Here is a 15,229-nt window from a genome sequence, read left to right as displayed (position 1 = left end):
AAAGTTAAAATGAGCATAAAGCTTACGGCCTAAAGCCTAAAGCAAAATATAAATAAAAAAAATGATTACAACAGCAAAAAGATTAGATACAGTTGAAGAATACTACTTCTCATCAAAATTGAGAGAAGTGCGTCAGCTACAATCTGAAGGAAAGTCTATCATCAATATGGGAATTGGAAGCCCTGATTTGAGTCCGTCGAAAGCAGTAATTGAAGCGGTTGCCGCAGCAATTCAAGATGAGAATGGACATGGTTATCAGAGCTATCAGGGATTACCGGAATTGAGAAAAGGGATGGCAGATTTTTATAAGAATCAGTTTGGTGTTGAATTAAATCCGAATAACGAGATTTTGCCTTTGATGGGTTCGAAAGAAGGAATCATGCACATTTCGTTAGCATTTTTAAATGAAGGTGATCATGTTTTGATTCCGAATCCGGGTTATCCAACCTATACTTCGGTAACGAATTTGGTTCAGGCGGTTCCGGTTTATTATGATTTGAAAGAAGAAAATGGATGGGAACCGGATTTTGAAGCGTTGGAAAAATTAGATCTGGAGAAAGTAAAAATTATGTGGTTGGGATATCCTCACATGCCAACAGGAGCAAGAGGAAGTTTAGCGTTATTTGAAAAATTAGTTGCTTTTGCTAAAAAACACAACATATTATTGATCAACGACAATCCGTATAGTTTTGTTTTGAATGATAACCCAATGAGTTTACTACAGGTTGAAGGTGCAAAAGAGGTGGCTTTAGAATTGAATTCTCTTAGTAAAACATTCAATATGGCAGGCTGGAGAGTGGGGATGGTTTTAGGAAATCCTGAAATTATTGATGCGGTTCTAAAAGTAAAAAGCAACATGGACAGCGGCATGTTTTACGGAATTCAGAAAGGTGCAGTTGCAGCGTTGAATTGTGATAAATCCTGGTTCGAAGATCAAAATAAAATTTACAGACGCCGTAGAGAATTAACAGAAAAACTAGCAGAAAAACTAGGCTGCGAAGTGTATAAAGAAGGTGTTGGACTTTTTGTTTGGGCAAAATTGCCGGAAGGAATTGAATCATCAGAAAAGTTCATTGACGAAATATTATACGAGAAACACATTTTCATCACACCGGGAACAATCTTCGGTAGCAATGGTGAAGGTTATATAAGATTCTCGTTGTGTGTGAAAGAAGAAAAAGTGCAAGAAGCGATAGATCGATTTTAGATTTTAGAGTGTAGATTTTAGATTTCACTTTGCGAACCTTGCGTAAATTCTTTGCGGACTTTGCGGTTAAATTAAGGTTGGAATTTGGAATTTTAAAATTGGAAATTAAAAAAATAGTATGAAAGTATACGTAATAGGAATAGGGTTAATAGGAGGTTCGATGGTGCTGGACATCAAAGACCAACATCCTGATGCAACTATTTTTGGGATTGATAATAACGAAAAACATTTGCAGGAAGCAATTGATTTAGGTGTTATCGATCAGGCAGGAAGCTTTGAAGAATTGGCTGATGCTGATTTTGTAATTGTTTCGGTTCCGGTGGATGTAGCGCTGGTTGTTTTACCAAAAGTGCTGGATTTAGTTGGAGATAAAACGATTGTTTTTGAAGTAGGTTCGACTAAAAAGCCAATTTGTGATGCTGTTGCCAGTCACCCAAAAAGAAGAAATTTTATCGCAACGCACCCAATAGCAGGAACGGAGTTCTCAGGACCTTCGGCGGCGATAAGAGGTTTGTTTAAAGGAAAGACAAACATAATTTGTGAGGTGGAAAAAACCACTTTTAAATTGCAGGAAAAGGCATTAAAGCTTTTTAGCGAAATAGGAATGAGGATTCGATATATGGATCCGACTTCGCACGACAAACACATCGCTTACGTTTCGCATTTGTCGCACATTAGTTCGTTTATGCTAGGGAAAACAGTAATGAACAAAGAAAAAGACGAACAGGATATTTTTGACATGGCGGGTAGTGGATTTGAAAGTACCGTTCGTTTAGCAAAAAGTTCTCCGGCCATGTGGACACCGATTTTTAAGCAAAATAAGGAACACGTTATCGAAACATTAGAAGAATATATCTCAAATCTCAGTCGGTTTAGGGATTTGTTGAAAGACGAAAATTACAATGCCATTTTTGAAGAAATGGAAAGCACGAATAAAATCAAAGAAATATTAAACGGATTAACAACAACTAAGAAGTAAATTAAAATTAAGATGGAAAATAAGAAAGAAATGAGAAAGTGGTTAGAAGATTTCAATTTAAATCACCCACTTGTGATAGCAGGACCATGTAGTGCAGAAACAGAAGATCAAGTATTGAAAATTGCTCATGAATTGAAAGATTCAAAAGTTAGTGTATTCAGAGCAGGAATCTGGAAACCAAGAACACGTCCGGGAGGATTTGAAGGTGTTGGAGAAATTGGTTTAAAATGGTTGCAAAAAGCAAAAGCTGAAACTGGTTTATTAATGGGAACTGAGGTTGCAACTGCGGCTCACTGTAAACTGGCTTTGGAACATGATATCGACGTTTTATGGGTTGGTGCCCGTACGACTGCAAACCCTTTCGCAGTTCAGGAAATTGCTGATACTTTGAAAGGAACTGATAAAATCGTTTTGGTTAAAAACCCTGTAAACCCGGATTTAGCTTTATGGTTAGGTGGTGTTGAGCGTTTACATATGGCTGGAATCGAGAAATTAGGAGTTATTCACAGAGGTTTCTCTACTTACGAAAAAACAAAATACAGAAACATTCCAGAATGGCAAATTGCTATCGAATTACAAAATAAATTCCCTGATTTACCATTAATCATCGACCCGTCTCACATTACTGGAGATCGTAAAATGATTTTTGAAGTAACTCAAGAAGCTTTAGATTTGAACTACGATGGTATGATTATCGAAACGCACTACGATCCGGACAACGCTTGGTCTGATGCTGCTCAACAAGTTACTCCAGATGCTTTGAAACAAATCATTAAAGATTTGACTATCAGAAAAACAGATGATACAACAGATGAGTACAGTTCAAAAATGACAAAACTAAGAGCAAACATCGACGTTCTTGATGCTAACTTATTAGAATTGTTAGGAAAACGTATGAAAGTGGCTGACGAAATTGGTCAGGTGAAAAAAGATGCAAACGTAGCGATTCTTCAAAACAACCGTTGGAATGAAATCTTAGGAAAAATGATTCTTGAAGGTGAGAAAAAAGGTCTTACTGAAGAGTTTGTTTTAAGAATGTTCAAAGCAATTCACCAGGAAAGTATTGGTCACCAGGAGAAAATTTTCAACGCATAATTTTCTAAACCATATAAGTGATATAAGTTAATTTAAGTTTCTTTTGAAATTTGTTATTTAGTTTTATTATATCACGATTTTAAAAATAGATTGTTTTTTTAAGAATCTCCGGCACTTTGTAAAAGAAGTGTTGGAGATTTTTTTTTTGGGGTTATAAACCATAATATGGTTAAATAGAATTTCTATATAAACATAGCCCCCGGTTTCAATCGTGGGAACTCAATCAATGTTCGCAATCTTTTGGAATCGCAAATCTTCCACGGTTTTAATCGTGGGCTATATTTTACAAGGTTTTTAATCTCAATCTTAGGCTAATATTTTCTTATATAACCTATATGGTTTAAAATTTTTTTATATCCCATTCCAACCTTTTTAGATTTTATATGCTCTATAGTTATATACAAACTTAACTCTCGTGTTATGAAATCAAAAAGACGTTTATCTAAGCCAGAATTTTTTCAAGTAAATTGGAAAGTATTGTTTTATTTCTTGTTGTTTTTAGGAACAAAATCTTTAGCGCAAAGTCCCGAACTAACGGTGAAAGGTGACGAAGCTGAAAAAGTGAGAATGAATAAATTAATTGTTAATGTAAAAGTGGTGGGGAATATTGCTTACACTACTGCCGAAATGCATTTTTTTAATTCAGGAACCCGTCAGATGGAAGCGGAACTTATTTTTCCGTTACCGGAAAATGTTTCGGTTTCAAGATATGCCATAGATATTAATGGTAAAATGCGTGAAGCCGTTCCGGTAAATAAAAATAAAGGGAAACAGGTTTTTGAGGCTATAGAACATCGTCGTGTTGACCCGGGATTGTTAGAAAAAGTAGACGGAAATAATTTTAGAACCAGAATATATCCACTGATGCCAAACGGAGAACGAACTGTTATTATAGGTTACGAAGAAGAACTTTCGGCATTCGATAAAAATAATTTGGTGTACCAATTAGTAAGTCGTTATCCTAAAAAACTAGATCAGTTCGAGATGAATGTTTCGGTTTTAGGAACTGAAACTGCTCCAATTGTGGCAGAAAATTCCGGTGATGAAATTGCTTTTTCAAAATGGAATCAATCTTTTCAGACTTCTATCAAAAAGGAAAATTATCAGCCTACGGAGAAATTAGTTTTTAAAATTCCGATTCAGCAAAATATTCCAAGTGTATTGATGCAGGATGTTAGCGGTCAGCATTATTTTTACGGAAATACTTTTATAGAAGGGAATAAAATAGCAAAGAAAAATCCAGTTTCGATTGGTTTAATTTGGGATAATTCGCTGAGTTGTAAAACGAGAGATTTAAAAAAGGAATTGGCTTTGCTTGACGCTTATTTTCAAAAAATAAAAAACACAAAAGTAACCTTGTACTTTTTGAATTACACTTTCGAAAAACAGAAAGAATATACTATTATAAACGGAAATTGGGCTGAATTAAAAACCGTATTAGAAAATGCCAAATACGATGGTGGAACAAGATTTTCTAAAATAAATCTATTACCTCATGATGAGTTTTTGCTTTTTTCTGATGGATTATCTTCTTTGAGCGAAAATGTTTTGCCAAAAACTAAAAAGCCAATTTATACGATTACGTCTTCTGTTTCCGCTGATTTTTCTTTCCTGAATTATTCGGCGATGCAAACAGGCGGTAGTTTTATCAATTTAAATCAGGTAAATAAAGAAAATGCTTTGGATAAATTGGTCAATACAAATTTGAAGTTTTTAGGAATAAAAGAGAATTATACTGTGACTGATTTGTTTCCGATGCCGGGAACTTCGGCTTCAGGAAGTTTTAGTTTCTCCGGGGTTTCCTTAAAACCAAAAAATGAAATTACGTTGTTATTTGGTTATAATAATGAAGCTGTTTTAGAAAGAAAAATAACTTTGGATGCCAGTATTCAAAACACAAAAGAAGTAAATATCGAAAAACTTTGGGCTCAGAAAAAAATAGCTAATCTTGATTTTCAATACGGTAAAAATGCTGATGAAATAGAGCTTTTAGGCAAGAAATACGGAATTATAACAAAGAATACTTCTTTGATTGTTCTGGAAGATATTCGTGATTATATTTCTTATGATATTATTCCGCCGGCAGAATTACGTGCCGAATTTGACCGAATTAAAAAACAAGAAAATGCTAATGCTTTGGCGCAGCAAAAAAATAATTGGGAAAGTATAGAAAGTTATTTTGAAGGTTTAAATAATTGGTGGAAAAAAGATGTGAAATATTCTGTTCCAAAACCGTTACCGAAGCCAAAAGTTAAAAACCCTCGCCGATCAGAAAATAATGCAGTAAACACAAGTTCGGGCAGAAGTGCAAGTGTAGTTTCAAACAGAAGCACAAATGTTGCGGCAGGTAAAGTTGAAGGGACTGTTTTTGATGAGCAGGGACTGCCTTTACCGGGTGTGACTGTAACAATAAGAGGAGAAAGAGAAGGAGTTGCTACTGATTTTGACGGTAAATTTGTAATCAGAGCAGCCGAGAATAGCACTCTTAACTTTAGTTTTATTGGCTTTGAACCCTATCAATTAAATGTGGGGAGAAATAATCAAATTAGAGTTCAATTAAAAGAATCTTCACAGTCATTAGCAGAAGTAGTGGTTACTGGATATGCAACAACACAAAAAAGATCTGTTTCTTATTCTTCACAATCAGTGGCAGCTGAAACTATTTCTAAAAATGCTGATATATCACAAGCACTAGAGAGTAAGGTGGCCGGAGTTCAGATCTCGCCATCAATAAGCAGTGATAAAGTTGTACGCAGCGAAAGTGAAGTTAATTTCGATTCTAAAAAAGATTCAGATAGCGAAGACGATGATGAGGATGGAGAATCAAATGGAATTGAAAATGAACCTAAAACCTGGAATCCGGATCGTTTGTATTTAAAAGCTTTGGCATCGGCACCAAAAGAAAAACAATACGAATTGTATTTTGAACTTAGAAACGGGCAGGAAAGAAATCCTAGTTTCTATTTTGATGTAGCGCATTTTTTCTACAATCAGGGCGATGTTAAAAAAGCATTACAAATCATCAGTACTATTGCTGATTTAGGTTTAGAAAATCATCAGCTTTATAAAACCCTTACTTATACTTTACGACAATGGCAGGATTATGATGATGCATTATTTACTGCAAGACAAATTGCAAAGTGGAGATCGCACGAACCACAAAGTTTAAGAGATTATGCTTTGGCTCTTGAAGATGCAGGAAAGTATCAGGAAGCTTTTGATCAATTGATTAAAGCATTGGAAGTAAATTATTACGGAGAAATGAGCGGACAATATGAAGGCGTAGAAGATATTATTTTAATGGATATTAACCGTTTGACTATTGAACACAAAGGTTTGAAAACTAGTAAACTTGATAAAAAATATTTGGCCAAAATGCCGGTTGATATCAGAATAATTATGAATTGGAACCAAATGGATGTTGATCTTGATTTGCATATTATTGAGCCAAATGGCGAAGAATGTTATTATGCACATAAAGAAACACAAGCCGGGGCAAGATTCTCGAAAGATTTTACAGAAGGTTACGGACCTGAACAATATTTAATTCGAAATGCCCTTAAAGGAAAATATCAAATTAAAACCAATTATTTTGGCGAAAGAGAATTAACCGAAAGTGGTCCTGCAACTGTCATGGTAGAAATTTATACTACAAGAGCTGGAAAAACTACAAAAACTTTAAAAACGATTCAGTTAGGAAAAATCAAAGAAAATGAAATTTTAGCCGAAATTGTTTGGTAAATGAGTCAATTTTACCGTCTGTTTTTTAATTTTAAAAGGCGAAGTTGCGTTGTTCAATTCTAAAAACGTAATTTTGCCTTTTAATATATTTTAGTTTTTCAGAATAATCTAAAATCTAAAATCAGCAATCTAAAATTTGAATGACAGGACTCGTATATAAATCTACAGGAAGTTGGTATACTGTAAAATCAGAAACAGGCGATTTTATAGAATGCCGTATGAAAGGGAAGTTTAGGATGAAAGGTATAAAAAGTACCAATCCTATTGCTGTAGGCGATATTGTCGATTATGAACTCGAAGAAACCTCAGATGCTTTAACCGGAACGATTTTTAATATTCACGAAAGAAAGAATTACATCGTTCGTAAATCGGTTAATTTATCGCATCAAATGCATATTATTGCGTCGAATATTGATCGTGTATTTTTATTGATTACGATTAACAATCCGCCAACAACCTTCAACTTTATTGACCGTTTTCTGGTAACTGCCGAAGCCTATAATATTGAAACAATCTTGGTTTTTAATAAAATAGACACTTTTGATGAGCCAACGCTCGAAGACCAATTGTACATGCAATATGTATATCAGCAAATTGGTTATAAATGTCTTCGCGTTTCGTCTACAGAAATGAAAGGTGTTGAGGAATTAAAAGAAATGATGATTGGCAAAGTAAGTATGTTCTCAGGACATTCAGGAGTTGGGAAATCGACTTTGGTAAATGCCATGGAACCGTCTTTACATCTTAAAACTAAAACCATTTCTGAGGCGAGTAAACAAGGTCAGCACACGACTACTTTTGCTGAAATGTATGATTTGTCTTTTAATGCAAAAATCATCGATACACCGGGAATCAAAGGTTTCGGAATCGTTGATATGGAAAAAGAAGAAATCAGCGGTTATTTTCCTGAGTTTTTCAAATTAAAAGATCAGTGTAAGTTTAACAATTGTCTACATAAAGAAGAACCACATTGCGCTATTAAAGCCGCTTTAGAAAGAGACGAGATCGCCTGGTCACGTTATAATAGTTACTTAAAAATCTTAGAAGGCGACGACGAAAACTATCGTACAGACTCTTATGATGAAGATCGTAAAGCTAGTGACGAATTGAGGAAATAAAATAAATTCCAATTTCTTAAAATTCCAAATTCCAAATCAAAAATTATTGACAGAGTTTGATTGTAGAGATGCACTGCAGTGCATCTAACGTTAAAGTTTAAAATCTTTAGAATTCGTATAATCTGTGGCAAAACCACACATCATTAGATAAAATATGAAAATTGTTCTTCAAAGAGTTTCAGAAGCATCAGTTACAGTTGATGAAAAAAAAGTAGCTGATATTCAGAAAGGTTTATTGGTTTTAGTTGGGATTGAAGATCTGGATACTCAGGAAGATATTGATTGGTTAGTGGGTAAAATCATTAAAATGAGAATTTTTGGCGACGAGAATGACGTCATGAATTGTTCTGTTCAGGATATCGACGGAGATATTATTGTAGTAAGTCAATTTACACTTCATGCTTCTACAAAAAAAGGAAACCGCCCATCTTACATAAAAGCAGCAAAACCTGACTTTGCAATTCCAATGTATGAGAATTTTGTTCAGTCCTTAGAAAAAGAATTCAATAAGAAAGTACAAACCGGAATTTTTGGTGCAGATATGAAAGTGAGTCTGCTGAATGACGGGCCTGTAACGATTTTAATTGACAGCAAAAACAAAGATTAAAAAATCATTAGACGAGTGTTAAAAATTTCTAAAAATAATATATATTTGACGAAATTACTTACTAATGAAATCTACTTTTTTCGGGTTATTCTTTTTCTTATTTATCAATATTTCTTCTGCTCAAAAAGTCGAATATACTTTCGCTTCTATTTCAGATAGCCTTAAAGAGAATGCCAGTGCCGTTGTTCGTTTAGATCAAATGGATATTACAATTCTTTCGCAAAGAAGTATGAATATCAAAACGCAACGAGTAGTAACCGTTTTAAATGAAAATGGTCTTAGCGATATTGGCGCTTATCAACACTATGATAAATCAGGCGGAGTAAAAAATATCGAAGCAATTATATATGATATTTCAGGTAAGGAAATCAAAAAGATAAAACGAAAAGATTTTAAAGATCAAAGTGCAGTAAGCGGTAGTACTCTTTTCTCTGATAACCGTATACTTTATTTAGATTACACCCCAATTTCATATCCTTTTACGGTTGTGTACACCAGCGAAAGTGAGACTTCAAACACAGCTTTCATACCAAGATGGTATTTTTTAAGCGATTATAATCTGAGCGTAGAGAAATGCGTCTTAAATGTTTCTTTTCCAAACGATCTTGGTTTCAAAAAGAAGGAGTTTGCTTTTTCAGGTTTTAATATAAAGAAAACTAGCGATACCGATACAAAACTAAGTTATGTTGCCCTAAACATTTTAGCGAGAAAAGTAGAAGATTATAGTCCGTCTACCGATGATTTATTTCCGAAAGTAATGATGGGATTAGAGAAATTTCATTTAGAAGGGGTTGATGGTAATGCTACAACATGGGAAGCATTTGGTAAATGGTATGGAGAAAAAATCTTAACGGGAACTACCACATTGCCGGAAGAAACTAAAGTAAAAATAAAGGCATTAGTTGGTGATGAAAAAGATCCTATAAAAAAAGCAAAAATCATTTACGATTACGTACAAAAGAAATCCAGATATGTAAATATTGCTGTAGGTATTGGTGGTTGGAAACCAATGCTTGCGAGCGATGTAGATCGTTTAGGTTATGGAGATTGTAAAGCATTGTCTAATTATACAAGAGCACTTTTAGAAGTTGTAGATGTTCCGTCTTACAATACTATTTTATATGGAAATCGCTATAAGTCAGATATTCAATCTGATTTTGTTTCGATGCAGGGAAATCATATGATTTTGGCAATTCCGCACGGAAATCATTACACCTGGTTAGAATGTACAAGCCAGGATGATCCTTTTGGATATCAGGGAACTTTTACAGATGATCGTGATGTTTTGATCATTAAACCTGAAGGTGGCGAAATAGTGAGAACCAAAATATATGAAGATGTTGGAAATACTCAAAAAGACAAAGGAAGTTATACTATAGATGAAAATGGTCATTTTTCGGGTTCAGTTATCATTACTTCAGAAGGTTCGCAGTATAGTTCTAAAACCAGAATAGAAACGATGCAGCCAACTGAAAAGGAATCTCATTATAAAGACTATTGGAGTAATATCAATAACTTGAAATTAGGTAAAATAACTTTCACAAATAATAAAGAGAATATTCAATTTACTGAAGATGTACAAATAAGCGCCATAAACTATGCTGCGATTTCGGGTAATAAAATGATTTTTACGGTAGATGCTTTCAATCAAAGTTCCGGTAACGTCAAAAGAATCCGAAATAGAAAAAATCCATTTGAAATTCAGCGAGGTTATTTAGATTCAGATGAAGTTGAAATTAATTTACCAACAGGTTTTACGATAGAATTTTTGCCGTCAAATTTCGATTTAAAAGGAAAGTTTGGAGAATATAAAACTGAAATCATCAAAAAAGAAAATAATAAACTGATTTATAAGCGCACTATGTTTTTAAATAAAGGCAAATATTCTAACAAAGAATATGATGAATACCGCCTTTTTATGGAGCAAGTGTCAAAGAATGATAATGCCAAAATTATATTAACCAAGAACTAATCAAGAAACAACCAAAAATGAAAACTATCAAACTTTTTAGTCTGTCGATTCTTTTGTTATTTATATCAAAAGTAACAGGGCAGGAATTTAAATTAGGAAAAGTATCCATCGCAGAGTTACAACAAAAAATACATCCCAAAGATTCATCGGCGGCAGCTGCAATTTTGTATAAAAAGGGAAGAACCAGAATAGAATATGATGTAAATAATGGTTTTGTGACTGTAGCAGAAGTAGAGACTAGAATTAAAATTTATAAAAAGGAGGGTTACGACTGGGCAAATCAAAATGTTTGGTACTACAACCAGTCTGATTTTAAAGAGAAAGTGAATTTTTCTGATGCGGTTACTTATAATTTAGTTGATGGTAAAATTGAAAAGACAAAACTAAAGAGTGAAGGAGTTTTTGATGAAGTTGTAGATAAATTCAGAGGTCAGAAAAAAATAACAATGCCTAATGTTAAGGAAGGTTCTGTTATTGAATTTAGCTATACAATAAGAAGTCCAAGTGGTCAGATGATTAGAGAGTGGAATTTTCAAACCAGTATTCCGGTGAATTATTCTGAGTTTTCAACTTATGTTCCGGAGTATTATGTCTTTAATGCAAGACAAAAGGGATATGTTTTTCCTAAGAAAACTGAAGTTATAAATCAAAAATCTATTGTTTTTACAAATAAAGAGAGAGATAGTGAGTACAGGCATACCAAAACAACATTTTCTACGAGTAAAGTAGATTATAAAGAAACGCAGACTACATATCTTGCTGTAGATTTTCCGGCGATGAAAGAGGAAGCCTATGTAAATAATATTGATAATTATACCTCAAGTATTCAGCATGAATTATCACTAACAAAATTTCCACAGTCAGAGGTGAAAATGTATTCTGTAGATTGGGAGTCAGTGGTGCATACAATTTATAAGGACATTGGTTCTGAGTTGAATAAGACCGGATATTTTGAGGAGGATTTGAAAAAGAAATTAGAAGGGAAAAATACAAGCGAAGAAAGAATATTAGTTGTTTTAGATCATGTAAAAGCAAATGTAAAATGGAATGAATATTTAGGATATAGCTGTGATAATGGTGTTAAAAAAGCATACAAAGAAAAAACGGGAAACATTGCTGATATTAATCTAATGCTTACCGCTATGCTTCGTTATGCAGGCTTAACAGCAAATCCGGTTTTGGTAAGCACACGTTCTAACGGAATTTCAATTTTCCCAAACAGAACTGCTTTTAATTATGTTATTGCAGCGGTTGAAACTCCAAACGGAAATATTTTATTAGATGCTTCTGATAAATTTTCAACGCCTAATGTTTTGCCATTAAGAGCTCTAAATTGGTATGGTCGATTGATTAGAAAAGACGGAAGCTCTGAAGAAGTTGATTTAATGCCTAAAAAATCGTCAAATGACTTTGTTTTTATGAGTTATAGTATTGATACAGAAGGTAAGGTAACGGGAAAGACCAGAAGGCAATGTACCGATTATAATGCTATGATCACAAGAAAAAACATTAACGGTTTTAAAGAAGAAGAGTATTTAGAAAAATTGGAAAATAGTAATAACAAAATAGAAATCAGTGACTATTCAAGAACAAACGAAAAAGAATTATTGTTGCCTACAATGGAAACATATTCATTTACTGGAAATAATTTGTGCGATGTTATTGGTGGGAAAATTTATGTAAATCCTATGTTGTTTTTTACAAACGAAAAAAATCCTTTCAAACAAGATGTGAGAGAATATCCAGTCGATTTTGGATTCCCTTTTACAGACAAATACAACATTACTCTTCAAATCCCTGAAGGTTTTACAGCAGAAGTTTTACCTGCGCCAGCCATTATTAATATGGAGGATAATTTAGGGAGTTTTAAGTTTAATATTGCTCCAGTAGGAAACTCATTGCAAATCATTATTCAGCATCAAATTAACGAGGCAATTGTATCTACTGAAAAGTACGAAATGCTAAAAGAATATTATAAAAACATGATTGCAAAACAAACAGAAAAAATTGTTTTAAAAAGAATCTAATATGAAGTTTCAAAGCTTAGTAATAGTTACTTTTTTGTTTTTTGGATTATCTAAAATAAAAGCTCAGACTTATGAATTAGGGAAAGTAACTATTGCAGAGCTCGAAGAAAAAATACATCCAAAAGATTCAGCCGCGGTAGCCTCTGTTTTATTTAGCAAAGGAGTCGTTTCGATAGGAGATCACGGCAATCAGGAAAACATTGTTAAAAAGAGGATCAAAATTTATAAAAAAGAAGGTTATAATTGGGCTACAATTCAGGTTGGTGTTCCGGCAGGAAAAGCAAATCAAATAAGTATAACCGATGTATATACCTATAATTTAATAGACGGAAAAATTGTAAAATCTAAATTAAAGCCGGAAGGAGAATTTCTAGATAAGATCAATAGTAATTATTGGATTAAAAAAATCACATTTCCAGATGTAAAAGAAGGATCGGTGATAGAATATCAGATTAAAAACTACGCAGGATCATTGTATATTCAGGATTGGAACTTTCAGGAAGATATTCCGGTTAATTATACTGAGTTTAAAACGACAGTTCCAAATTCATTTCAATTTAAGAGAATGATAAAAGGTCTTTTTACTCCAAAAGTAACTACTGATATTGCTAAAACCTATGGTTATCCAGCAACGGAAACGACTTATATCCTTAAAGATTTGCCGGCGTTGAAAGAAGAAGTTTTTGTAAACAATGTAAACAATTATCGTTCAGGTATTTTGCATGAGTTAGAAACTATAAGCATACCAGGGCAACTCTATAAAACGATTTCTTCTAATTGGGAAGCTGTTGCCAAAACAATTTATGAGTTTGAAAATTTTGGACCCGAATTAAGAAAAGAAAGTTATTTTGAAGACGATTTGAAATTGATATTAAAAGATAAAGTAAATCCGGATGATAAAATAAAAGTGATTCTGGATTACGTAAAATCAAAGATAAAATGGAATAATACTTATGGATACGGATGCGAAAAAGGTGTCCGAAAAGCCTATAAAGAAAAAAGCGGTAATTGTGCAGATGTCAACTTTATTCTGACTGCCATGTTGCGCGCTGCAGGTCTTGAAGCTGATCCTGTTTTAATAAGTACACGATCTAACGGAATTGCTTTTTTCCCGAATACAAATGCTTTCAACTATGTAATTACAGGTGTAGAAACACCAAGCGGAAGAGTTCTGCTGGATGCAACAGATCCTTTTTCTACAGTAAACATTTTACCTTTGAGGGATTTAAATTGGATTGGACGCTTAATTCGCAAGAACGAAACTTCAGAAGAAATTGATTTAATGCCGCAAAAAATTTCAGATCATATTGTTTCAATGAGTTATGAAATTATTGAAAAGGGTGAAATTAAAGGAAAAGTCAGAAGACAATATTCAAATTATAATGCTTTCAATTTTAGAAACACCTTTTTGAACGAAACAGAAGAAGCCTATTTAGATAAATTTGAAAATGAGAATAACAAGATCGAATTAAGCGAATATAAAAGAACCAATCAAAATGAACTTTTATTACCCATTTCAGAAACATTTTCATTTGCAGGTTCAAATTTTTCAGAAATTATCGGAGGACAAATATATATCAGTCCGATGTTGTTTTTCTTAAAGGAAAAAAATCCATTCAAGCAGGAGAAAAGGGAATATCCGGTAGATTTTGGATTTCCATTTCTGGAAAAATACACCATAAGCATAAAAATTCCTGACAATTATACAGTCGAAAATTTGCCTCAATCTGCTGTTGTAAGTACAGAAGATGGTTCAGGAACATTTAAATTTAGTACCGCTTTCAGTGAAAATCAAATACAAATGACAATTGTTCATCAAATGAATGAAGTTATAATTCCAATAGAAAAATACGAAGGGCTAAAAGAATTTTACAAAATAATACTTGCGAAACAATCTGAAAAAATAGTTTTAAAGCGAATTTAATTTTTTTCATTAAAGGAAACAAAATTCAAATAAGTAGTTTAAAAGAAATTAACAATAGTATTTTTGCAGCTGATCACTACAATGGATTAAAAGTTTTTTCCGGAAGATGATTGTCAGTCAAAATGAAAAAATTATTCTTAAAAAAATATAACTATGGACTTGAAAAATGCACAACTAGATGTTGATACCTGGATAAAAGAACACGGTGTTCGTTATTTTAATGAGCTTACAAATATGGCACAACTTACAGAAGAAGTAGGTGAAGTTGCCAGAATTATTGCCCGTAGATATGGCGAACAATCAGAGAAAGAAAGTGATAAAAACAAAGATCTGGGAGAAGAATTAGCCGATGTTGTTTTTGTTGTTTTATGTCTTGCCAACCAAACCGGAATAGATTTACAAGCTGCTTTCGATAAAAAAATGGACTTAAAATCGGTTAGGGATAAAGATCGTCACAAAAACAACGATAAATTGAAATAATTGTGAAATATCACTCATAAGTTTTGAATTATGAGTTTTGAATTTTGAATTATGAGTGGGGAGTGGTAAATTGCGTGGC

General features: G+C 33.3%; 10 protein-coding genes. All 10 read left to right on the top strand.

Going from position 1 to position 15,229, the window contains the following annotated elements; translation table 11 throughout:
• Positions 1-61 precede the first annotated feature (61 nt).
• The 10 genes from L0669_RS02690 (at position 62) to L0669_RS02645 (ending at position 15,150) form a co-directional block, all read left to right on the top strand.
• Positions 62-1,207: a pyridoxal phosphate-dependent aminotransferase gene (locus L0669_RS02690; protein ID WP_263761120.1), complete on the top strand. Its 1,146-nt coding sequence runs from the start codon at positions 62-64 to the stop codon at positions 1,205-1,207.
• 118 nt (positions 1,208-1,325) lie between these two features.
• The gene (locus L0669_RS02685; protein ID WP_208683491.1) at positions 1,326-2,186 is read left to right on the top strand and encodes a prephenate dehydrogenase; all 861 of its coding nucleotides are present in this window, start codon (positions 1,326-1,328) and stop codon (positions 2,184-2,186) included.
• Positions 2,187-2,198: 12 nt separating this feature from the next.
• Positions 2,199-3,281, top strand: coding sequence for a bifunctional 3-deoxy-7-phosphoheptulonate synthase/chorismate mutase type II (locus tag L0669_RS02680; RefSeq protein WP_029270594.1), 1,083 nt, complete (start codon positions 2,199-2,201; stop codon positions 3,279-3,281).
• A gap of 420 nt (positions 3,282-3,701) precedes the next feature.
• Entirely contained in the window at positions 3,702-7,022 is a 3,321-nt protein-coding gene (locus L0669_RS02675; RefSeq protein ID WP_263761118.1) for a VIT domain-containing protein, read from the top strand.
• A gap of 140 nt (positions 7,023-7,162) precedes the next feature.
• Positions 7,163-8,140 (top strand): ribosome small subunit-dependent GTPase A, encoded by a 978-nt coding sequence (gene rsgA / locus L0669_RS02670; protein ID WP_173971433.1) that lies wholly within the window; start codon positions 7,163-7,165, stop codon positions 8,138-8,140.
• 154 nt (positions 8,141-8,294) lie between these two features.
• On the top strand, positions 8,295-8,747 hold the full coding sequence (gene dtd, locus L0669_RS02665) for a D-aminoacyl-tRNA deacylase (protein WP_263761117.1): 453 nt from the start codon (positions 8,295-8,297) through the stop codon (positions 8,745-8,747).
• A 64-nt stretch (positions 8,748-8,811) separates the two neighbouring features.
• The gene (locus L0669_RS02660; protein WP_263761114.1) at positions 8,812-10,719 is read left to right on the top strand and encodes a DUF3857 domain-containing protein; all 1,908 of its coding nucleotides are present in this window, start codon (positions 8,812-8,814) and stop codon (positions 10,717-10,719) included.
• 17 nt (positions 10,720-10,736) lie between these two features.
• On the top strand, positions 10,737-12,746 hold the full coding sequence (locus L0669_RS02655) for a DUF3857 domain-containing protein (RefSeq protein WP_263761112.1): 2,010 nt from the start codon (positions 10,737-10,739) through the stop codon (positions 12,744-12,746).
• Position 12,747: 1 nt separating this feature from the next.
• Positions 12,748-14,670 (top strand): transglutaminase family protein, encoded by a 1,923-nt coding sequence (locus L0669_RS02650; protein WP_263761110.1) that lies wholly within the window; start codon positions 12,748-12,750, stop codon positions 14,668-14,670.
• Positions 14,671-14,823: 153 nt separating this feature from the next.
• Positions 14,824-15,150, top strand: a complete 327-nt coding sequence (locus tag L0669_RS02645; protein WP_012022600.1) for a nucleotide pyrophosphohydrolase — start codon at positions 14,824-14,826, stop codon at positions 15,148-15,150.
• The last annotated feature ends 79 nt before the right edge of the window (positions 15,151-15,229 follow it).

Origin of the sequence: Flavobacterium bizetiae (genome assembly GCF_024271895.1) — a bacterium.
Taxonomy (GTDB): Bacteria; Bacteroidota; Bacteroidia; order Flavobacteriales; family Flavobacteriaceae; genus Flavobacterium; species Flavobacterium bizetiae.
This window is presented reverse-complemented; position numbering and strand designations above follow the sequence as displayed.